This is a genomic window from Nostoc sp. GT001, assembly GCF_030382115.1.
In the GTDB taxonomy this organism is placed as follows: domain Bacteria; phylum Cyanobacteriota; class Cyanobacteriia; order Cyanobacteriales; family Nostocaceae; genus Nostoc.
The window spans coordinates 129612-150841 of sequence record NZ_JAUDRJ010000003.1 but is presented as its reverse complement, the minus strand read 5'-3'; the positions used below and the strand labels follow the sequence as shown (position 1 = coordinate 150841).

The window sequence follows — 21230 nt, the reverse complement described above, 5'->3', positions numbered from 1 at the left end:
AATTTACTATGAATTTGTAGATATTCACAATTGATATATTAAATCCATTCTTATCTGGATATAAAAGTATTAATTAGGCGCTTTCCAAAGAGCATTTGTAAGACTTGTCAAAATATGATCTTCCCATTGTCCATTAATTAACAAATAGTCTCTAGCGTATCCTTCAACGACAAAACCGAGTCTTTTGAGTACATTACCACTGCGCCGATTGTGAGGCATATAATTAGCCATGACTCGGTGAAAATTTAACTCTTCAAATAGATATTGAGTTGCAGATTTTAACCCCTCTGTCATATATCCTTTACCTTGTTTATTTTCAGCAAGGCTATATCCCACATAGCAAAAATGAGCGGCTCCTCGGACAAAATTACTAAAATTAACCGTTCCAATAACTACGGTAGGATTTTTTTTGGTAAAAACAAATAGTTTTAACGATTGCCCATTGATAAATTCTAGAAAACTATTCTCTATCTGATATTGCCAATATTCTTCAGTGAAAAAACCATCAGCCCAAAGAGGGTAAAATGGAGTGAGATAAGTTTTGTTATCAATAAAGTATTTGAGAATTTGGGGTATATCTTCATGGATCGCTGCTCGTAATAATAGGCGATCGCTTGCAATTATTGGCAGTTCTGATATCATAAATTGCTTAATCTGCGGGATCTCTTCCAAAACATTCTCTAAATTTTATAAATTCTCTCATAACCTGTGGTTTAGCAGCTAGGGGGAATAGAATTCGCACTCCAGTTACATAAGTCTTGCTAATGTCTAATACAACTCTTGGAGAGGCTGCACTTTGATAAAGCTTTCTTACCACGCCAAGGGCAAAGCGGTAGTTGAATCTCGACTTACCTCGACTTCGCTCGGCACAAGTCGCTCGATTACCGCGCAGCGATGCACTGAGCGTAGTCGTTGTGTCGAAACTCAGTACAAGTGCCTAATGCCCAATGCAATACTTCTCGGTTAGGCATTTTTAATTGGGAATCGGGTTTTGGGAAAAGTCTACTGAGTTTGGATTAAAGGTTTTTTCTTTTCCCTTTCCCTTTTTCCCCTTTACAACAAATAGATAGAGTGAGTATTTTTGCTCTTAATCTGCCATTCAACCAAAATCTTGATAAGCTGATGTCTAATATCTAGAGCGGAAAGATTGAGAGTTAAGGGNTGATAAAGCACAGTGCAGGGCATAATTTCGATAAAATCGCTTTGCCTAAACGTTGTACCGCAGCAGATTCAAGTAAAAAACAGCTCAAGATTTAACCCAGTCTACAAGAAGGATAGTGATGTGGTGGGAATACGCTACGATTGGCAGGAATTAGAGATTCGGGCGATATACAACACGCCATTGCTAGAGCTTATTTATCAAGCTGCTAGCGTGCATCGCCAATATCATGACCCAACAAAAATACAAGTTTGCAAGCTTATATCGATTAAAACGGGGGGTTGTCCAGAAGATTGTAGCTACTGCGCCCAATCTTCCCGCTATAAAACAGAGGTAAAGGCGCAAGCACTCCTAGAAAAGGAAACGATAGTTAACATTGCCCAAAAAGCTAAAGAAACTGGTGTTAGTCGCATTTGTATGGGTGCAGCTTGGCGCGAAGTCCGGGATAACTCACAATTTGAGGAAGTTCTGGAAATGGTCAAGGATGTGACTGCAATGGGTTTAGAGGTGTGCTGCACTCTGGGGATGTTGACGGCAAATCAGGCTAGGAAATTAGAAGAAGCCGGACTTTACGCCTACAACCATAACTTAGATACCTCACAGGAATATTACAGCACAATTATTACCACGAGAACATATAGCGATCGCTTGAACACAATTGAGAATGTCCGTCAGACAAATGTTACTGTCTGTTCTGGCGGTATCCTGGGTTTAGGCGAAACTGTAGATGACCGGGTTGGGATGTTACAAACTCTGGCAAACTTACATCCGCATCCAGAGTCTGTACCGATTAATATTCTTTCACAAGTACCAGGCACTCCCTTAGAAAATCAGCCTGATGTCCCCATTTGGGATATTGTGCGGATGATTGCCACAGCCAGAATTTTAATGCCAGCTTCCGATGTGCGTCTTAGTGTAGGCAGGGCGAGACTTTCTCAAGTTGAGCAAGCTTTCTGCTTTATGGCAGGAGCCAATTCTATCTTTTCTAGCGACGACAACAAGATGTTGACGGTGACAACTCCCTGTCCAGATTACGATACTGACCGAGAAATGCTGAATTTACTTGGTTTGGGAATGCGTCCGCCTTCCCAAAGACAGGAGAAGGTAACAAGTCCGGCTGTTGTAGGGTAAATATCTAATTGTGGGATAACCAAAAGGCCCATCCCACAATAAATAATTAGATATTCTGGCGTTGCATATTTGCGGGATGATTTTGCTAGTTTTGTGGGATGGGCATCTTGCCCGTCCCTTGTATGTCAGGGTTCTCGTGTCGCCCACCCTACAATAATCATCCCTTGATTCAGCAACGCCGATATTCTTTACTTGAATTCCCTAAGCAGGTGTCAATAAAATCAACTGCTGTTGCAAAAGGGTTCTTACCTCATCCAATCCCAGTTCTACATTTGTCAATATCTCTGCAACTGCGGAGTTTTGATCACATCTTTGCATAAACTCAAACTCTGCTACAGATAAATTAACTATCTGGTAATCATAATTAAAGAAACATTGACTGGGAAATCCCTCAAGACAAGGATTCAGTTCGGGAATCGCTGCTAGTAGAGCGTTATCATCTGACCAGTCGGCTTTGATTAAAGGAGGACGACCGAGGAAAAACTCGTAATGAGTTACTTCTGGGTCTAATAATTCTATCAGGCGATAAAGCTGGCGATCGCTCAATTCTTTTGCCCGTTCTACTAACTCTGGTGCTTTGCCCAAAAGTCTCTCTAAATCCCAGAAACTCGGATTCGAGAAACCAATAAATTCCAATCCCGAAGCATCTATTAATTCAAACAGCGTTTCAATGTTGTAGTCAATTTCTTGAGGATGAACGTACATATCAGCAAAGTATTCATCCTTGTTGTTTTCTAGTGACCAACGTTGTTTATCGTATTTGACAATTCGGTTATTTTCTGGTAGAGAAGCGAATATTTGTCGCCCGACTTGGACACCATCGCGGTAGTCGCCTTTTTTATCACCTTGAATAAGTGCGATCGCTTTTTGCATGAGTTGAATTTCCCAGCGTCCCAACTCCCCATACACAAAAATGTGCATCAAGCCGCCTGGAGCTAACTTCTTCGCCAAAGCTTGAATCCCACGAATGGGATCGGGGGTATGATGCAAAACGCCAACACAGTTAATTAAATCAAACTCACCCGGTAACTGTTCCACATCAAACAAACTGAGGTGGTGAAATTCAACGCGGTTAGCCCCTGAACGCTGACAACGTTCTTTGGCTACAGCTAAAGCACCAGTACTGAGGTCAATTCCCACAACAGAAGCTTGAGGATTGAGGTGAACTAAGTACTCTGTACCCACACCAGTACCGCAACCTGCATCTAAAATCCGAATATCTTGCTTTTGGGGTTTTTGACCTGTGCAGAAGTTATGAGCAGCTAGCCAATTCCAGCGCCAGTTGTAGCCTGGAGGTGGTTCATCCAACAAAGCTTCGGGCGGAAAGGGGTAGGTATTGTAGAGTTTGGCAACAGCAGCACTAACAGTTTGGGAATCGGACATGATGAGAAATAACGCAGCATTTCTGAGTTTAGCGGATAGTGGCTGATTAGAGCAAAGATTACTATTGTTTATTTCCTGATATTTATCCAACAGCAAAGTCAGTAAATTGGCGTTTATCAATAATGATAAAGCCTACTTTTTACGTTGTGCAGCACATTTTAAATTGAAAAATTATAGTGAAGCTGTAGATGACTGTAACAAGGCAGTTAAGATAAATCCCAATAATGACGAAGCCTACTTTTTACGAGGCGCTAGTCATAGTATGAATAGGAATATGTATCAAGGAATGGAAGATTTTCGGAAAGCTGCAAGCTTAGAAAACGAAGAAGCTAAGGAAATCCTCAAAAATATTCAACAATAGCCAGGTAATCAGTAATTTAAGCATTTTTATAAATTGCTCTTAAGTTTTTTACTATTAATAAATAAATTTAATTATGCTTGGTATAAATTAAGATGTAATCCAATCTTCTAAACGCAAATTAGGAACTTTCTCAAAATCCTTCCGGTTGCGGGTTACTAAAATACCATTCACCGACAGCGTAATTGCCGCAATGCGTAAATCTTGAGTACCAATGCGGATTCTTTGACGAATTAAGTCTTCGTAACAATTAATAGCATACTCGTCAAATGCTAGCGATCGCACAAAATTAAGATATAGTCCAATCTTCTAAACGTAAATTAGGAACTTTCTCAAAATCCTTGCGGTTGCGGGTTACTAAAATCCCATTCACCGACAACGTAATTGCAGCAATGCGTAAATCTTGAGTACCAACGCGAATTTTCTGCTTAACTAACTCAGCATAAACATTACAGGCTTTAGTATCAAATTCAAGTAATTTTATATTTTTGAAATATTCTATTTCATCCCATAATCCCTTGTATCCCCATATTAATTTGTCATACTTAGACGGTTGATTACTATATTTGTTGATAACATTCAGCCATCCTTTAACTTTCTCCTCAAATGTAATCACTGTTATAGCCAAATTTTCATGATTCTGCTGTCTTATGCGTTGTGTGACTAGTGGATGACTATTTTGAAATAACGACAGATGGTCTGTATCTAATATCCACATAATACTTACTTTGTCTCATTATCCAAATCAATTTGACTCCGTTCAGATTCTATATATTCCAGAGCTTCTGTAAAAAGAGGATTATCTTTGTGCATTCCTGCAAATTTCATCCAAGGATGTTCGGTTTGGGGAGGTTCAATTTCCAAAGTCACTATTTCTGGTTCTCGTTCTTGTAAAAGTTGAATTAGTTTCTCTAGCGCTTCTTCTTTAGTCACACCAAAGCCTTTAAAATCTGGTAAGCCTAGCACTGTCGCACTAATTCCGCCATCTGGTTGATTTTCAATTACCACATCATAATTTAACTTGGGTACAGTATTGTTAGGATAAGTTTTTACAGTTAAATTCATAATATTTTGAACCTTGAAGTTTTATATTGATTATAACTGCTGACCCACTTACTGCTAACTTGAGAGTTTGTACGTGTTAGCGTAGCGTTTCGTAGATGACTACAAACCTTTAAGAATTTACACTGCCTTNACTTATCTATGGTTTGATTTTTATCATATTGTCTTTTGCGATCGCACCAATGATTTACAACCAATCAGAGTTTAATTTACGCTGTGAATGGGGACCACAAGGAGTTGCTCAACTTGCTCCTATCAGTGATGTAGTTGTGATAGTTGATGTTCTCTCTTTTTCTACCTGCGTGGAAATTGCCACCAACAACGGCGCGATAATTTTTCCCTACGCATATAGAGATGAATCAGCCATAGATTATGCCAAGTCAGTACAAGCAGAATTGGCAAGTCATAGACAACGTTGGACTACAACTGGATATTCTCTTTCACCAAAATCGGTAGCTGAAATTCCTGCTGGAACCAGACTAGTTTTACCATCACCTAACGGTTCTTTCCTGACTTTACATACAGGAAATACACCAACTTTGGCTGGCTGCTTGCGAAATTGCCAAGCTGTGGCGCAGTTTGCTCAAAAGTATGGTGGTAAAATCGCTGTGATTCCTGTAGGTGAGAGGTGGAAAGAAGATGGTAGCCTCCGCCCTGCATTTGAAGATTTAATTGGTGCTGGGGCAATTCTCAGTTATTTAGATGGCAGTCTATCACCAGAAGCCGAAGTCGCTGTGACAACATTTCAGGCTTTCCAGCAGGATTTACCAGGGTACTTGAAAAAATGCAGTTCGGGTAAAGAGTTGATTGAAAGAGGTTTTGAGTTAGATGTTGAACTATCCGCCGCCTTTAACATCAGTAATTGCGTGCCTTTATTTAAAGATAATTCCTATGTCAACGTAAGTTCGACGAACCTCTCTCTGCCTTGAATTAAAGTTAAAGTCTGTGCTTATCCGATTCCAAGAGGGACGGTTTTGTGTAGTCAAACCTCTAAGAATTTTTTTGATTGAGTCAATTATAGGGACACTATATCAGCCGTCGAATTCACGTTATCTAAATTCCAGAAACAAGGTTAATTAGGTGTCACAGTTCTAATTATGCATATGCCATATTGATATGCCTTTGACTTGCCAAGTTACTCTTGTGTTTTTCCCAAGCAATGGTTGTGTTGATAATCTCGTCTAAATCATTGTGTTTTGGTTGCCAACCCAAAACCCTATGGATTTTATCAGCACAAGCTGCAACACAGGCAGGATCGCCTGGACGACGTGGTGCGGCAATAACGGGAAAATCTACACCAGAAATAGCCTTGACTCTTTCAATAACTTGTCGCACGCTGTATCCTTGCCCATAACCGCAATTGAAAATTTGGCTTTCCCCTCCTTTTTCTAAGTAATCCAAAGCATCTAAGTGAGCAGTAGCCAAATCTTCAACATGGATATAGTCTCGAATTGCAGTTCCGTCGGGCGTAGGAAAATCAGTACCAAAAATTCGGACTTCTGGCTTGCGCTTGAGTGCTGCATCACAAGCAGCTCGAATCAAATGAGTGGCATTCGGTGACATTTGCCCCAATAGTCCACTCGGTTCGGAACCTGCTACATTAAAGTAACGTAAAATTACGTAGTTTAGTGAAGATACTGCTGCATAGTCCTGGATCAGCCACTCACTCATCAACTTTGAACGTCCGTAAGGATTAATGGGTTGTGTAGGATTCGACTCAGTAACAGGATTGTCTTTTACTTCTCCGTAAACTGCGGCTGTGCTAGAAAAAATGAACTTGTTAACACCCATAACGCTACAGCAGCGCAGCAAATTTAAGGTGTTGCGGGTGTTGTTGGCGTAGTAGTCGAGGGGATGAGCTACTGATTCTGGAACAATCAGACTAGCGGCAAAGTGTAAAACGGCGCTGAATTTATGTTGGGCAAAAACTTGATAAAGATGGCCACTGTCTACTAAATCACCAATAATTAGTTTCCCGTGTAGTACTGATGCTGGTGAACTTGTAGAGCAGTTGTCGTAGACTACGACATCATAACCAGCTTCCCCTAGTTGGCGAACTACATGGGAGCCAATGTAACCAGCACCGCCAGTTACCAATATTTTATTTTTCATTTCTTTTTCCTTATCTACCTTTACCTAACAAAACAACTCGAATCGTTTTGAAGGCGATCGCTAAATCCAACCAAATGGAATAATTTTTGATGTAGTACAGATCGTATGACAGCTTTTCGTAAGCATCTTCTATAGATGCTCCATAGGGATACATAACCTGTGCCCAGCCTGTAATTCCAGGTTTGACCAAATAACGAACTTCATAGTAGGGAATCGCTTCTTTGAGTTTGACATCAAATTCTGGTCGTTCTGGACGAGGCCCAATCAGACTCATTTCACCTCGTAAGACGTTCCATATTTGGGGTAATTCATCAATACGTAACAAACGTAGCCAGTATCCGACTCTGGTGATTCGTGGATCGCGTTGACTAGCCCACTGCGCCCCCAACTTTTCTGCATCCTGATACATGGAGCGAAATTTATAAACTCTAAATGGTTTACCATGTAACCCACTTCGCTGCTGACTGTACAATACTGGACTAGGGCTATCTAGTCTAACTAGTAATGCAACCAACAACAGAAGTGGTGCAACTAATACTAGTAAAAAGAGTATCAAGATGATATCGACATGCTCGCTTCAGTTTCATACTGAAGTAACCAGGCATTAGGTTAAAACCATCACTAAAAGCCAACCATTTGTCTTGTAACAGCGAGGAAGGTAGTTTATACCAAAATGTTTCGTAAACATCTGGCAATGTATAAACCGGAATGCCTCGCAACCGCATCTGCATTAACTGTTGTGCTTGAGACGTAGAAAAGTTTATCTGGGCTGTAACTATAACCCCAGACCAGGATTCTTGACTCCATTGTGACAACTCGCTCAGGCTTCCCTGATAACTCAGATTTCTTTTTGGTAAGTCTATAGTTTTTTGGTTTTCCTCTGCTAGAAGAGTCAATTTCCCTAAAGGATTCAGTCCTAGCAATTTTTGTGCAAATTTGATCGCATTATCCCCGCCTCCTAGTATTAACCAACGGCTTTTCAGAGCGTGCGATCGCACCCATCTTACTGCTAACACGCGCAATATTATTGCCCAGATAGTAAAGATTCCCAAGCTAGGTAAAAAGACACTCCGCCATGTTACCGGATTATTTTGGGCAATACCTGACAAGTAAATTAGGGCAGAAATAAAGAATGCGATCGCAATGCTACAAATAATAATTCGAGCGGGCGCTCTTAAACCTGAAATTTGCCGATCTGGATGGTAAGCATCTGCTAAATAAAATGCTGCAAGTATCATGCAGACAAATGTATAAGGTAACGGATTTAGCCAATGTAAGGGTTGATCTAAACGCAACCATTGTGCGATCGCTAAACAAATTAGCAACCCAAAAATATCCCCTAACAAAAGCAATATCGGTAGGCTACGGACTATATTTGGCAGCCTAGTATTGGTAGGTAAACTAACATAACTTGTGGAAGTCATTGGTTTCTATTATTCTTCAGTATCCTGATATCGATTTCTTCGTTAAAACCAGCAAGAGATTCAAAGAAGGGAATATTAAAGACCGGCCATATTGTGCCAAAACATACAAAAATAAGAAATTTTCGTATGCTCTGTTTTTCAAAGAAATTGGAGATGTAAGTATTACAAACTAGGAGGGGGAACTATCTGTGTGTCGGTATAGCATATCTGTAGGAGATACATCTTAACTGGCATTGGCTGTACGAACTACACTACGGCTTCAAGGTTGTTCTTTTGACATTTGCATTATGCCATGAGTGTAGTCAATCTGAACTTTATATTTCATTTATTAGTTAGCGTATATTTGCTGCTAAAGTAGATGTTCACGAAATAACAAAATAAGGAAAAATCTTATACAAGCTGTTGAAATGCTGTTATTAAATTAATACAAAAGAAGTAAGTGGGTGAAAAAAAACATAACCATGTTAACAAGGATAAATGAGGCTAAAAGCTTGTTATCTTCTATATCTTGCCTTCTACTTCCTGCCCGATCTCAACTACAAATATTTACGTTTTTCTGCTTAATGAGTTGAAATAAATTCTTTTCAATGTAATCTAAAATTCTAAAAAAAAATTAAAAACACCTTGACATTTAGATAATATTTCTGGGATAAATCTAAGGAAATCTAATAAAAAACAAACACTTTAGAGAATACGGTCACTTGTATTATGATTTTTTATACAGATAATTAGTAATTAATCCTAATTATGTCCAAATGACTATACTTGGACTACCAAAATTGTGAAGCAAAATTAGTAAAAACAATTTCAGGTATTCGTAACATACTCCATGCCCTCTAACCAAGAAGACCAAAACTCCTTAGATTTGCAGCAATACTCGCTACTTCTAAAAAGGCGTTGGCTAATTATAGCTGCGGTGACTGCCTCTATTTTTGGACTGTCAGCTTTAAGTGCTATCAAGCAAAAACCAATTTATGAAGCAGAAGGTAAGTTGCTTTTCAGTAAAACTGACCGCGTTTCTTCACTGACAAGTCCCTCGGCACAAGTTGGGGAGTTGAGAAGTGTGACTGAAATCAACAGTCCGTTGGATACAGAAGCAGAGGTTATTCGTTCTAATCCAATAGTTGAGAAAACTATTGCTAGTCTCAGGTTGGTAGATAAGCAAGGAACACCCTTGGAAATAAATGAGTTTCTCGAAAAAGTCAAAATTAAAAGTGTCCGGGGTACAGATATTTTGGCGATTTCGTACAGCAGCAGCAATCCAAAAGAAGCCGCAGATGTTGTGAATTCGCTGATGAAATATTACCTGGAGAACAATATTCAGATTAACCAAGCCCAAGCGACAGTGGCAAAGAAGTTTTTACGCAAGCAACTGCCTGAAGTTGAAGCAAGGGTAGTCAGATCGGAAGCAGCTTTGCGTAGATTTAAAGAAGAAAGTCGGGTAATTGCTTTAGAGCAAGAAGCAACAAAAGGAGTGGACAAACTCGCGGATTTATCAGACCAGATTACCCAAGCCCAGGCAAATTTAACGGATGCTAAGACTCGCTCACAACTTCTGCAACGTCAATTGAGATTGAATTCGCAGCAAGCTGTGGATATGGGTAATTTAAGCCAATCAAAAGCTGTGCAGGAGGTATTAACACAGTACCAACAGGTGCAAAACCAGTTAGCAGTAGAAAAGACTCGCTATACAGACAAACATCCGGCGATCGCTAATTTGTTAGCAAAAGAAGCAGCCCTCAAAAAGCAGCTACAGACGCGAATTTTTGAGAATGCAGGTAGAGAAAAATCTGTACCAGCCCAGAATTTAGGGATGGGAGAACTCAAGCAGACTTTACTGGCCCAACTGGTACAGTCGGATGTAGAACGTTCAGCATTAGCTAACCGAATTACAGTTTTGCAGAATGCATATACACTTTCTCAAAGACGATTGAGTGTTTTACCCCAACTGCAAGAAAAACAGCAACAGCTAGAGCGACAGTTGCAAGTTGCTACATCTACTTATGAAGAACTGCTAAAGCGATCGCAAGAAGTCGATGTAGTAGTAAATCAGAATGTCGGTAATGCCAGGGTAATATCTGCGGCTTTACTTCCTAAAAAAGCTGTTCCTTCTAAAATTGCCTTTCACCTAGCGCTGGGTGGATTTTTGGGAATTTTGCTGGGTGTAGGGGTAGCTTTGATCTTAGAAGCTATGGATCGATCCCTCAAAACTCTTGAGCAAGCCCAGCAGTTCTTAGGTTATTCTTTACTCGGTACGATTCCTCTCTTGGGTCAAAAAGCTAAAAACAGTGGGGAAGGTTTAGTCGAACTACCAGTCAAAGATAATCCATATTCGGGAGCAAGTTCAGCCTTTGAGATGCTTCAGACGAACCTGGATTTGACTATCGACCATCGACCACTAAAAGTAATTGCCGTAGTTAGTTCAGCTCCAGGTGAAGGTAAATCATTTGTGGCTGCAAATTTGGCAGTAGCTCAGGCACATATGGGGCGCAGAATCCTATTAGTAGATGCGGATATGCGTCACTCCTCCCAACAGGAAATCTGGAAACTATCAAATCCAGTCGGACTAAGTAATGTTTTAGTTGGTCAAGCAGAGTTTCGCAACGCCACCCAAGAAGTATTAGTTAACTTGGATTTATTAACGGCTGGGACAATCCTAGCGAAACCCGCAGCATTGCTAGATTCGCAGCCTATGGCTTTGTTAATTCAAGAGGCAGTCAAAGACTATGATTGTGTAATTATTGATACTCCTGCCTTGAGTTTGTTTGGTGATGCACTCATGCTAGGCAAGATGGCAGATGGAATATTGCTAGTTGTACATCCTGGAGTGCTTGACCGTGCTGTTGCTAAGAATACGAAAATGATGCTAGAGCAAGCGCGATCGCGTGTTTTAGGAATGGTGGTAAATGGGGTTACTGCTGAAAAAGCGTCTGGTTACTATCACTCCAGGGGATCTGACGGTGGAAAAAGGTCTGTTTTGAGTCAGATAAATGTGCCTGGGATAAGAGCTTGATGAAGTTTATTTATTGACTGGACTATATAACTCTGGGGATAGGGGTATTTTCATGATGAGAAAACAGACGCTCGAGCCTCGGCAGAAATTAGTGATTAAGGCAGGGCGAATCGAGCAGCAGTATTGGCAGGATATCTGGAAGTATCGAGAATTGTTTTACTTCCTGGCATGGCGAGACATCTTGGTGCGCTATAAGCAAACGGCGATCGGACTGGCTTGGGCATTACTGCGGCCTTTTTTGACAACGATGGTGTTTACGCTGGTATTTGGTGTTTTACTCAAGGCACCGTCGGCGGGTGCGCCTTACCCGATTGTGGTGTTTTCGGCGATGCTACCTTGGCAGTTCTTTTCCAATGCCTTGAGTGAGTGTAGTAATAGCTTAATTAGTAATTCTAATTTAATTTCTAAGGTTTATTTTCCGCGTTTGATTGTGCCAACGAGTGCGGTGATTGTGAGTTTTGTGGATTTTATGATTTCTGCGATCATCTTGTTGGGCTTTATGGCGTGGTATAACTTTGTACCAGATTGGCGGATTTTAACGCTGCCGTTGTTTATTGCGATCGCCTTTGCGGCAGCGATGGGGTCGGGATTATGGCTGGCAGCATTAAACGTAGAATATCGGGATTTCCAATATATTGTGCCGTTTATTGTGCAGTTTGGACTTTATATTTCACCAGTGGGTTTTAGTAGTAGCGTGGTGCCGGAACAGTGGCGACTACTTTACTCGTTAAATCCAATGGTAGGTGTGATTGATGGGTTCCGGTGGGCAATTTTGGGTAAAAATTTTGACATTTATTTACCAGGATTTCTCTTGTCGGTGGCGTTAGTGATATTAGTGCTGATTACCGGAATTTATTATTTTCGCCGGATGGAGCGCAAGTTTGCAGACATTATTTAAGCACATAGGTTCAAAAGTTGTTAGCAGTTGGAGAATATATGGCAGATACGGTGATTAAGGTTGAAAACTTAAGTAAGAGCTATGTGTTGAGCCATCAGCAGGGGGGATATCGCTATAAGGCGTTGCGCGATGTCATGGCGGATGGGGCGAAATCGATCGCAAAGACTTTGAACCCTTTTTATCACAACGCAAAACGCAAAACACAAAACTCGAATCGTGAGGAATTTTGGGCAATCAAGGATCTGTCGTTTGAGATTAAGCGGGGCGATCGGGTTGGAATTCTTGGGCGGAATGGAGCGGGCAAATCGACATTACTGAAGCTTTTGAGCCGGATCACGGAACCTACTCATGGCAGTATTGAGATTACGGGGCGAGTGGCGAGTTTGCTAGAGGTGGGGACAGGTTTTCATCCTGAGTTGACAGGGCGGGAAAATATTTACCTCAATGGCGCGATTTTGGGCATGGAGCGGCAACAGATCAAACGCAAGTTTGATGAAATTGTTGATTTTGCAGAGATTGAAAAATTTTTAGATACGCCTGTTAAACGCTACTCTTCTGGGATGTATGTACGCCTCGCATTTTCGGTTGCAGCACATTTAGAGCCAGATGTTTTGATTGTGGATGAAGTTTTAGCAGTTGGAGATGCAAATTTTCAGAAAAAATGTCTTGGCAAAATGCAGGAAGTATCCAACGATCAAGCTCGAACAGTTATATTTGTAAGTCATAATATTGAAGCAATTCAACGGCTATGTTCTAAATGTTTGTTACTAAATAAGGGGCAGCTAATTAGTTACGAGAATACAAACAGCGTCATAACTCAATATTTATCTAGTAACTCTTATTCTTATCAAGCTTTACCCAACGAGTGGATAAACTTAAGTAATGTAACTCGCAATGGCAATGGACAAGCTCGTTTTATTGCTGCTCAATATAGGAGTTCAAAAAAAGATATTTCTTTTAATGCTTATTCCAATGGTGAACTTGAATTTCTACTGAATATTGAATCAGATTCTTCAAGAAATATTGGAAGTCTTGCAGTTGTTGTGTATAACCATTTTGGCATCAAGTTGGTAAATGCAGATATTGTATCACTTGGACAAATAATATCCCTTCAGCAGGGAGAAAATATAGTTCAATTAAACATTGAAAAACTACATTTAAAATCAGGTAATTATGTCATTGGTCTTTGGCTTTCCGATTCTTCATTTCATACTATCTTTGATTATATTGAGTCGGCATTTGAAATAGAGGTGGTTGAACTTCCATCCGAAGAGTTTGGTATAACATGTGACGGGTTAGTAACCTGTAACTTTCAAGTATTCTCAAAGCCAATCGCCGATTCAAATCTAAATTTAAAAACCTAGAAATAATTCACTGAGAGACTTCTAGAGATAGCCTGATGTTTATTTAATACAAAAAACATCCCTTTTGATACAAGATAGATAAGAGAGAAGGCATGGAAAAGCAAAATGTTCTTTATTTCACAAGTTATCCTTTAGACTCTAATAATGGTTGTGGAATGGCACTTTTAAATGATATTTATCAATTATCTCAGATAGAAGACATCAACCTTTATGTTGCTGTTACTTGTAACGAAAGTAATCAATTAGAAACCAAAATACAATTAGAAAAGCTGAAAGTTAAATATTACTTAACTACTCGATTAACTCCTTCTGAAAAAAAAGAAAATTTCTTAAAAGAAGTAGTAAAAATATATAAAAGATTAGTGTATAAGATACGATCTACTTTTAGCTTTCAGAATGTAACGTACTACAATTTTGATCGAGCAAAATATGTTTCTGAATATTTAACTGAACTCTGCGAACAACTCTCGATTCAAGTTGTTATTGTTGAACAACTATATAGTATTTTATGGTTTAAAAATTTCCTGAAACTTAAACAAAAAAAGATATACCTTGCAACTGATAAAGAGGCAGAATTTTTTAAGGCTCTTGCTCCCCATAATTGGTTCAATTACAAATCTCAATTTAGCATTTTTATTAGTTATTTAAGACTTAAAAGTTTTGAAAAAAAAGTCTGTAAATTGGCTGATAAATGTATATTTATGTCCGAAGCAGATATTCCCAAATATTTACTAGCTAATCAAAAAGTATCGATCAATTCACAAATACTTCCGCCTAAAATCGGCGGCTGGCGTTATACAAATTCAAAGACAGTTTTCTTTGCTGGTAATATTAATTTTTATTTCAATTTTTTAGCTGTAAAATGGTTAATTTATGAATTATCTCCGAGATTATTAAGACTAAATAATACAATAAAAATTGTGATCACTGGTACAGATTTTCATAATATACCCAAAGATTGGACTATAGAAAATAACGTTCATATTCCTGGTTTTATTCCTAAAAAACAGCTTGAGGATTTGTTTGAGACTTCCGATATTTTTATATGTCCTATTGATAATGATTTTTCAGTAAAAATGAAATTAGTCGAATGTGTTTCTTATGGAATGCCTTTCTTTGCAACTGAGCCTTGTCTTAAAGCATTACCATATTTATCTGGCTTACCAATTTTAGATATTAATAGCCCTGACGAAGCAGCAGCTTATATTTGTGATACTTTATCGAGAAAAGAAGTCTTAGAGCAATTAAGTCACCGAATCTTAGAAGATGCTTTTAATTTTGCTAATACTCGAAAAGATTGGTGGACAAAAACTGTTTTAGATATGTAAATATTTAACTTTAAATATTGAGATAATTATCAGAATTCATTTATCTCAATTGACAACAATCATCAAATACTAGTTATTACAACATAACCAAAATGACTACTTTCCATCAATCAGTTTTAGTTACTGGAGTAGCGGGATTTATTGGTCGTTACGTTGCTCGGTATTTCTCAGAGCAAGGTTGGTCGGTAATAGGCGTTGATAATTCGCCTCCTGAAAATGCTCCCCTTCACAACTTAACAGTCTATCATCGTCTCAAATTACCCGACCCCTCTTTAAATAACTTATTAAAGGAATATTCTCCTAAAGTTTGCATTCATTGTGCAGGGCGTGCCTCTGTTGGCTTATCGATTGTAGAACCAGATATTGACTTTCAATCTAACACAGCTTTAACTTTTGCAATTTTAAATGCGTTGCGAATTAATGCGCCTAGATGTCGATTTATTTTTCTTTCTAGTGCAGCTATTTATGGAAATCCAGAGTCATTACCTATTGGAGAAACTCAACGCTGTAACCCCATTTCTCCGTATGGATTTCATAAGTTACAAAGTGAGCAACTATGTTTAGAATTTAGCAAAGTTTATGATTTACCAACTGCAAGTGTCCGAATTTTTTCTGCTTATGGCCCGGGTTTACGCCGTCAAGTCCTTTGGGATATTTGCCGACAAGCAATTTATCAACCCCTAGTTAAGTTACAAGGAACTGGCAAAGAAAGCCGTGATTTTATTCATGTACTCGACATTGCCAAAGCTTTATTAGTAGTAGCAACTTCTGCACCAATGCAAGGAGAAACATATAATTTTGCAAGTGGAAGAGAAGTTACAATTTCAGAACTAGCGGAGATGGTGTTTAAATCCTTAGACTACAAAGGTAGTGTTGAATTTGATGGAATCGTTCCTGTTGGAACCCCCATTAATTGGCAAGCTGATGTTACAAAATTAGGAAGTCTAGGAATAACCGATTTTTTATCTTTAGAACGGGGTGTCCGTGTTTATGCAAATTGGAGTTATGCAGAACTGTTGGGCATATAGTTCTTCTTTAAAAAAGCCATACTCATTAAAATAATTTTTTTCATGAACACAGAACAGTTAAAACTAATCGTCCAAAAGATATTACCATCTCCTATCCACCACTGGCTAAAGTCTCAATATAATAAGGTACGACTGGGTAGTCTGCAAAGCTTAAAACCTATAAATTCAAGTTGGGGTTTTGAACAAGGAAAACCAATTGACCGCTACTATATTGAGAATTTTTTGGGTCGCTATTCAAATGATATTCATGGGCACGTATTAGAAATTGGAGATAACTATTATACTCAGCAATTTGGAGGCGATCGCGTTACTAAAAGCGATGTATTGCACGTTCAAGATAACCCCAATGCAACAATCATCGCAGATTTAACAGATGCAGGACACATACCATCAAATACATTTGACAGCTTTGTTTTGGTTCAGACGCTTCAGCTAATTTACGAAGTGCGACTAGCGCTCTTAACAACCTACAGAATTATGAAACCAGGAGGTGTTGTTCTGGCTACATTTCCGGGAATCACACCACTCAAAGATCAGGAATGGAACAATTGCTGGTGTTGGAATTTTACAGCCCTATCTGCACAGCGGCTATTTGAGGAGGTTTTTCCTAAAGAGAATATTCAAGTCGAAACCCACGGAAATGCTTTGGCAGCCACAGCTTTTCTTCAAGGATTGGTAGTTCAAGATATACCCAAGGGAAAGCTAGATTATCATGACCCTAGGTACGAGGTAACTATCACCGTCAGAGCAGTGAAACCTGATATGAGGTGATGGAATGAAAATACCTGGAAGTGACAAATTGCAGCGAACAATTCGACGACTCCAGAAAAATTTAGCATCCTCTAAGGGGCTGATTTTGATGTACCATCGCGTCGCTGAGGTAAAATTAGACCCCTGGAGTCTGTGCGTAACTCCCCAAAACTTCGCCGAACAACTAGAAGTTTTGCAAAAATATTACCAACCCCTTAGCCTCAAGCAATTCGCGCAAGCGCATCGAGATGGCAATATTCCAGATCGGGCAGTAGTTGTCACATTTGACGATGGTTATGCAGACAATCTCCATTATGCCAAACCAATACTTGAGCGCTATAGCATTCCAGCCACGGTTTTCGTAAGTACTGGCTACATAGGGAAAGAGCGTGAGTTTTGGTGGGACGAGTTAGAAAGGCTACTTTTGCAACCAGGCACATTACCTGAGAAACTTTCTCTGAATATTAATGGTAGCCTTTGTCACTGGGAGCTAGGGCAAGCAGCCAATTACACTGAACAAGACTATCAAAGCGATCGCACTTCTAAAGCTTGGCAAGCTAAACCCGGTTCTCGAATGTCTTTCTATTACTCAATTTGGCAAGTATTACTACCTTTAGCGGAACGGGAATGTTTAAAAGCTCTAAACGAGTTAGTAATTTGGGCTAATGCCGAATCTACGGTACGCAAGACTCACCGCTCCCTTTTACCGGAAGAGGTGTGTGCTTTAGGACAAGAGCAATTAGTAGAAATTGGCGCTCACACAGTTACCCATCCATTTCTTTCAGCACAATCAACAGAATTACAAAGGTATGAAATCCAGCAAAGCAAAGCTGCTTTAGAGGAGATGCTCAATTGTCCCGTGACAAGTTTTTCCTATCCATTTGGTAATTACACTCCAGAAACCCTGGAACTGACTCGAACTATTGGATTTGATTGTGCTTGCACTACAACTGAAGACATTGTATGGCGACAGAGCAACAGTTTTCAATTGCCTCGCTTCGGGATTGAAAACTGGAATGGGGAAGAATTTGCCAAGCAATTAGCGAGGTGGTTTCATGGTTGAACAGATAAATAACAAACCGTTAGTTTCTTGCATCATCATCTTTTTGAACGGTATTGAAAAGTTCTTTATAGAAGCAATAGAAAGCATTTTCGCTCAAACCTATGACAATTGGGAACTTTCGTTAGCAGATGACGGCTCAACCGACGAGAGTACAGCTATTGCGTTGCGATATGCCCAACAACACCCTGACAAAGTGCGCTATTTGGAGCATGAAGGTCATCAAAATCGCGGTATGAGTGCAACGCGCAATCTGGGAATTCGCCATGCAAAAGGTGAATATATTGCTTTACTAGATGCAGATGATATCTGGTTGCCACAAAAACTGGAGAAGCAGGTAGCAATATTAGAAGCTCACCCCGAAGCAGGTATGGTTTATGGCTCCACTCTGATGTGGTTTAGCTGGACGGGTAATCCTGAAGATGCGAAGCGCGATCGCCAACGAACTCTGGGTGTAAAACCTGATACCCTACTAAAACCGCCAACACTGCTCAAGTTGTTTTTGAAAGGCAAAGCCGAAACACCAGGCACCTGTAGCGTCCTCATACGTCGCAAACTCGTTCAAGATGTCGGTGGCTTTGAGGAGTCCTTCCGAGGAATGTTTGAAGATCAAGCTTTCTTTGCCAAAGTCTGTGTCAAAGCATCTGTCTTTGTAGAAAGTGGCTGTTGGGATATGTATCGACAACACCCAAAAAGCTCCTGTTATGTTGCACAAGCTTCAGCACAATACAATCCACTCAAACCAAATTCTACCCACTTAACTTTCTTAACCTGGTTAGAGAAATATTTGTGCGAACAAGGATACCAGGATACTGAGATTTTGCAAGCTTTAAATAAAGCATTATGGCCTTATCAGCACCCACGAATGTTCTACTTGTTGCAATTTTTTCAAGATGTTGCTCAGTCTCTTACGAGGAGGATAAAAAAATTGTGAAATTCATATTTAGACATACTCAGCATAAACCTAGCGCCTGCCAAAACTAATTGACGGATAGTTTTTCACAATGACTTGAAAAAATATTTAATTACAGCAATAAAAAAACAAATTAACTAATGAAAAGCCAATTATTATGAATGACCTATACCCTTTTCGATCTGTTATTCAACCTGTGCCCGATGGAGAACCACGACCTTTATGGTCAGTGATGATTCCCACCTACAACTGTGCAAACTATCTGCGGGAAACATTAGCAAGTGTGTTATCACAAGACCCAGGACCAGAGATAATGCAAATAGAGGTGGTTGATGACCACTCCACCAAGGACGATCCTGAAGCTATTGTTAAAGAATTAGCAGGCGATCGCGTTAGTTTTTATCGCCAGCCAGAAAATGTTGGACATGTTAAGAACTTTACCACCTGTCTACAGCGATCGCGTGGCAAACTCATCCATCTTTTGCATGGTGACGATTGCGTTCGGGAAGGCTTTTATCCCAAGATGCAACAAACATTTGATACCCAGCCAGAAATAGGAGCCGCTTTCTGTCGTCACATCTTTATGGATGAGAAAGGGCACTGGCGACACTTTTCTGAGATATTACAACCTCAAAGCGGCACAATTGATAATTGGTTGGAAAAAATTATAGTCAAACAATATATTCAAACTCCCTCTATTGTCGTTCGCCGACAAGTATATGAAAAGTTAGGTAGTTTTGACCATCGGTTTTGTTTTTATTATGAAGACTGGGAAATGTGGGTGCGAATTGCCGCACAATACCCTGTATGGTACGAAGTTGAGCCACTAGCTATTTATCGGCTACATTCTGTATCTAATACTGGACAAACTGTGCGTACAGGCAAAAATATCCAAGAGGTACGCCGTGGGTTGGAAATTGTACAGTCTTATTTGCCTGCTTATCTGCCACAATCAACAGTCGATCGGCTGATCGATGCCAATAAAAAACACTCGGCAATCTGCGCTCTCAGAACAGCCCAAAATATGCTGATGATTGGCGATTTACCTGCTGCGATCGCACAAATTAAAGAGGCATTTAAATGCAGCATTTCACCAAAGGTTATGGCATATTTTATTTACTTTACTACTCAAGCTGGATTGAAACGTTCCCTGTCATTTTATCGAAGTTAAATAAACTAAATAATACCAATTGTGGAAACTAATGAGATAGTTCCTCCAGTCATTGAAATGCTTCCAGGCTTGTTTATTGTTTTACGACTTTAAGACTTACGCACTGTACAAACGCATTATCTAGTGTATTAACTTTCAGAAAGAAAGGTATTGTCAAAATGCAAACTCCAGTTGCGTTCATCATTTTCAATCGCCCAGATAGAACCGCAAAAGTGTTTGAGGCAATTCGCCAAGCACGTCCACCTATACTCCTAGTTGCAGCGGATGGGCTCGTGTAAATCGAATAGGAGAGACCGAAAAATGTGCTGAAACGCGATCGATAATCGATCGCGTAGACTGGCCCTGCGAAGTCTTAACCAATTATTCTGACATCAATATGGGGATGAAGCAGCGGGAAGCGACTGCTTTTTCTTGGGTATTTGACATCGTTGAAGAAGCTATTCTTCTGGAAGACGACTGTTTACCTCATCCGACATTTTTTCCCTATTGCGAAGAATTATTGAGGTATTACCGTCATGATGAGCGGGTTATGACAATTTCTGGAGATAATACCCCCTTGGGCAATCCTAGAAATCGGCAGATTCAGGATAGCTATTACTTTTCGATTTATACCCGAACATGGGGATGGGCAACCTGGCGTAGGGCATGGCAACATTACGATCTAGAAATGAAAAAGTGGTCAACCATTCGCGACGAGGGTTGGCTAAAAGACATTCTCAGAGATTCCAGAGAAGTCCAATTTTGGCAAAATCAATTTCAATCTACCTATGATGGTTTTGATACTTGGGACTATCAATGGATGCTCTGTTCCTGGTTACAAAATGCCTTGAGTATTATCCCCACAGTTAATTTGATTAGCAATCTGGGATTCGATCTGGATGGAACCAATACAACAGATCGAGGCGATCCACGCTCCAATGTTCCGACACAAGCAGTGCAATTTCCATTACAACATCCCCCTTTCATGATCCCAGATCGCCAAGCCGATCGCTTCACAAGAGAAAATGTTTATATGCCAAGTCTCTTGAAACGTGTGCAGAGAAAGCTCAGAAAAACATTCAAAAATTTAAAATAAT

Annotated in this window: 21 protein-coding genes; 13 read left to right on the top strand and 8 right to left on the bottom strand. The window is 39.8% G+C overall.

Annotated elements, in window-relative coordinates; all coding sequences use genetic code 11:
• Positions 1-69 precede the first annotated feature (69 nt).
• A complete protein-coding gene (locus QUD05_RS03285; protein WP_289794846.1) occupies positions 70-642 on the bottom strand; it encodes a GNAT family N-acetyltransferase in 573 nt (190 codons plus the stop codon).
• A 640-nt stretch (positions 643-1282) separates the two neighbouring features.
• Here QUD05_RS03285 and bioB point away from each other — a divergent pair.
• Positions 1283-2290, top strand: a complete 1008-nt coding sequence (bioB, locus tag QUD05_RS03280; protein ID WP_289794845.1) for a biotin synthase BioB — start codon at positions 1283-1285, stop codon at positions 2288-2290.
• A 201-nt stretch (positions 2291-2491) separates the two neighbouring features.
• Here the strand turns inward: bioB and QUD05_RS03275 are convergent, their stop codons facing one another.
• On the bottom strand, positions 2492-3673 hold the full coding sequence (locus tag QUD05_RS03275; protein ID WP_289794844.1) for a class I SAM-dependent methyltransferase: 1182 nt from the start codon (positions 3671-3673) through the stop codon (positions 2492-2494).
• A 106-nt stretch (positions 3674-3779) separates the two neighbouring features.
• Between QUD05_RS03275 and QUD05_RS03270 the strand changes: the two genes are divergently transcribed.
• Complete coding sequence (locus QUD05_RS03270; RefSeq protein ID WP_289794843.1) at positions 3780-4034, top strand: tetratricopeptide repeat protein; 255 nt, start codon at positions 3780-3782, stop codon at positions 4032-4034.
• 87 nt (positions 4035-4121) lie between these two features.
• On the opposite strand, the gene QUD05_RS03265 is transcribed toward QUD05_RS03270, so the two are convergent.
• Genes QUD05_RS03265 through QUD05_RS03255 form a run of 3 tightly spaced genes read right to left on the bottom strand, consistent with a single transcriptional unit; the run spans position 4122 to position 5096 of the window.
• Positions 4122-4316 (bottom strand): type II toxin-antitoxin system VapC family toxin, encoded by a 195-nt coding sequence (locus tag QUD05_RS03265; protein ID WP_289794842.1) that lies wholly within the window; start codon positions 4314-4316, stop codon positions 4122-4124.
• 4 nt (positions 4317-4320) lie between these two features.
• Positions 4321-4749 (bottom strand): type II toxin-antitoxin system VapC family toxin, encoded by a 429-nt coding sequence (locus QUD05_RS03260; protein ID WP_289794841.1) that lies wholly within the window; start codon positions 4747-4749, stop codon positions 4321-4323.
• A gap of 5 nt (positions 4750-4754) precedes the next feature.
• The gene (locus tag QUD05_RS03255; protein WP_289794840.1) at positions 4755-5096 is read right to left on the bottom strand and encodes a type II toxin-antitoxin system HicB family antitoxin; all 342 of its coding nucleotides are present in this window, start codon (positions 5094-5096) and stop codon (positions 4755-4757) included.
• A 143-nt stretch (positions 5097-5239) separates the two neighbouring features.
• Between QUD05_RS03255 and QUD05_RS03250 the strand changes: the two genes are divergently transcribed.
• Entirely contained in the window at positions 5240-6022 is a 783-nt protein-coding gene (locus tag QUD05_RS03250) for a 2-phosphosulfolactate phosphatase (protein WP_289794839.1), read from the top strand.
• 166 nt (positions 6023-6188) lie between these two features.
• Here QUD05_RS03250 and galE read toward each other — a convergent pair whose 3' ends face one another.
• From galE to QUD05_RS03240, 3 genes are read right to left on the bottom strand one after another with little or no spacing between them, the layout of a single operon-like run.
• Entirely contained in the window at positions 6189-7205 is a 1017-nt protein-coding gene (gene galE, locus QUD05_RS03245; RefSeq protein ID WP_289794838.1) for a UDP-glucose 4-epimerase GalE, read from the bottom strand.
• Positions 7206-7215: 10 nt separating this feature from the next.
• Positions 7216-7719 carry a sugar transferase gene (locus QUD05_RS33930; RefSeq protein WP_354666114.1) on the bottom strand — a complete coding sequence of 168 codons (504 nt, stop codon included), beginning with the start codon at positions 7717-7719 and terminating at the stop codon, positions 7216-7218.
• Entirely contained in the window at positions 7700-8629 is a 930-nt protein-coding gene (locus tag QUD05_RS03240) for a nucleoside-diphosphate sugar epimerase/dehydratase (protein ID WP_354666113.1), read from the bottom strand. Before QUD05_RS03240 ends, QUD05_RS33930 begins: the two co-directional genes overlap by 20 nt.
• An 829-nt stretch (positions 8630-9458) precedes the next feature.
• On the opposite strand from QUD05_RS03240, the gene QUD05_RS03235 reads away from it, so the two are divergent.
• The 10 genes from QUD05_RS03235 to QUD05_RS03190 all read left to right on the top strand — a co-directional run bounded on the left by QUD05_RS03235 (position 9459) and on the right by QUD05_RS03190 (position 21229).
• Positions 9459-11642: a GumC family protein gene (locus QUD05_RS03235; RefSeq protein ID WP_289794837.1), complete on the top strand. Its 2184-nt coding sequence runs from the start codon at positions 9459-9461 to the stop codon at positions 11640-11642.
• A gap of 55 nt (positions 11643-11697) precedes the next feature.
• Positions 11698-12540, top strand: coding sequence for an ABC transporter permease (locus QUD05_RS03230; RefSeq protein WP_289799868.1), 843 nt, complete (start codon positions 11698-11700; stop codon positions 12538-12540).
• Positions 12541-12578: 38 nt separating this feature from the next.
• Entirely contained in the window at positions 12579-13904 is a 1326-nt protein-coding gene (locus QUD05_RS03225; RefSeq protein ID WP_289794836.1) for an ABC transporter ATP-binding protein, read from the top strand.
• 92 nt (positions 13905-13996) lie between these two features.
• The gene (locus QUD05_RS03220; RefSeq protein WP_289794835.1) at positions 13997-15232 is read left to right on the top strand and encodes a glycosyltransferase; all 1236 of its coding nucleotides are present in this window, start codon (positions 13997-13999) and stop codon (positions 15230-15232) included.
• Between the two features lie 92 nt (positions 15233-15324).
• Entirely contained in the window at positions 15325-16260 is a 936-nt protein-coding gene (locus QUD05_RS03215) for an NAD-dependent epimerase/dehydratase family protein (RefSeq protein WP_289794834.1), read from the top strand.
• A 42-nt stretch (positions 16261-16302) separates the two neighbouring features.
• Positions 16303-17031 carry a methyltransferase domain-containing protein gene (locus QUD05_RS03210; protein ID WP_289794833.1) on the top strand — a complete coding sequence of 243 codons (729 nt, stop codon included), beginning with the start codon at positions 16303-16305 and terminating at the stop codon, positions 17029-17031.
• A gap of 4 nt (positions 17032-17035) precedes the next feature.
• A complete protein-coding gene (locus QUD05_RS03205; protein ID WP_289794832.1) occupies positions 17036-18073 on the top strand; it encodes a polysaccharide deacetylase family protein in 1038 nt (345 codons plus the stop codon).
• On the top strand, positions 18066-19004 hold the full coding sequence (locus QUD05_RS03200; protein WP_289794831.1) for a glycosyltransferase family 2 protein: 939 nt from the start codon (positions 18066-18068) through the stop codon (positions 19002-19004). The genes QUD05_RS03205 and QUD05_RS03200 overlap by 8 nt, the downstream gene beginning before the upstream one ends.
• Positions 19005-19140: 136 nt before the next feature.
• Positions 19141-20154: a glycosyltransferase family 2 protein gene (locus QUD05_RS03195; RefSeq protein ID WP_289794830.1), complete on the top strand. Its 1014-nt coding sequence runs from the start codon at positions 19141-19143 to the stop codon at positions 20152-20154.
• Positions 20155-20536: 382 nt separating this feature from the next.
• Positions 20537-21229, top strand: coding sequence for a glycosyltransferase family 2 protein (locus QUD05_RS03190; protein ID WP_354666112.1), 693 nt, complete (start codon positions 20537-20539; stop codon positions 21227-21229).
• The last annotated feature ends 1 nt before the right edge of the window (position 21230 follow it).

What these genes read in the sequence shown, in the direction of transcription:
- QUD05_RS03255 (WP_289794840.1), bottom strand. Translation starts at nt 5,096, where the DNA reads ATGAATTTAACTGTAAAAACTTATCCTAACAATACTGTACCCAAGTTA.
- QUD05_RS03230 (WP_289799868.1), top strand. Translation starts at nt 11,698, where the DNA reads ATGAGAAAACAGACGCTCGAGCCTCGGCAGAAATTAGTGATTAAGGCA.
- QUD05_RS03215 (WP_289794834.1), top strand. Translation starts at nt 15,325, where the DNA reads ATGACTACTTTCCATCAATCAGTTTTAGTTACTGGAGTAGCGGGATTT.
- QUD05_RS03285 (WP_289794846.1), bottom strand. Translation starts at nt 642, where the DNA reads ATGATATCAGAACTGCCAATAATTGCAAGCGATCGCCTATTATTACGA.
- galE (WP_289794838.1), bottom strand. Translation starts at nt 7,205, where the DNA reads ATGAAAAATAAAATATTGGTAACTGGCGGTGCTGGTTACATTGGCTCC.
- QUD05_RS03220 (WP_289794835.1), top strand. Translation starts at nt 13,997, where the DNA reads ATGGAAAAGCAAAATGTTCTTTATTTCACAAGTTATCCTTTAGACTCT.
- QUD05_RS03275 (WP_289794844.1), bottom strand. Translation starts at nt 3,673, where the DNA reads ATGTCCGATTCCCAAACTGTTAGTGCTGCTGTTGCCAAACTCTACAAT.
- QUD05_RS03235 (WP_289794837.1), top strand. Translation starts at nt 9,459, where the DNA reads ATGCCCTCTAACCAAGAAGACCAAAACTCCTTAGATTTGCAGCAATAC.
- QUD05_RS03260 (WP_289794841.1), bottom strand. Translation starts at nt 4,749, where the DNA reads ATGTGGATATTAGATACAGACCATCTGTCGTTATTTCAAAATAGTCAT.
- QUD05_RS03225 (WP_289794836.1), top strand. Translation starts at nt 12,579, where the DNA reads ATGGCAGATACGGTGATTAAGGTTGAAAACTTAAGTAAGAGCTATGTG.
- QUD05_RS03190 (WP_354666112.1), top strand. Translation starts at nt 20,537, where the DNA reads ATGAAGCAGCGGGAAGCGACTGCTTTTTCTTGGGTATTTGACATCGTT.
- QUD05_RS03195 (WP_289794830.1), top strand. Translation starts at nt 19,141, where the DNA reads ATGAATGACCTATACCCTTTTCGATCTGTTATTCAACCTGTGCCCGAT.
- QUD05_RS03210 (WP_289794833.1), top strand. Translation starts at nt 16,303, where the DNA reads ATGAACACAGAACAGTTAAAACTAATCGTCCAAAAGATATTACCATCT.
- QUD05_RS03240 (WP_354666113.1), bottom strand. Translation starts at nt 8,629, where the DNA reads ATGACTTCCACAAGTTATGTTAGTTTACCTACCAATACTAGGCTGCCA.
- QUD05_RS03200 (WP_289794831.1), top strand. Translation starts at nt 18,066, where the DNA reads ATGGTTGAACAGATAAATAACAAACCGTTAGTTTCTTGCATCATCATC.
- QUD05_RS03205 (WP_289794832.1), top strand. Translation starts at nt 17,036, where the DNA reads ATGAAAATACCTGGAAGTGACAAATTGCAGCGAACAATTCGACGACTC.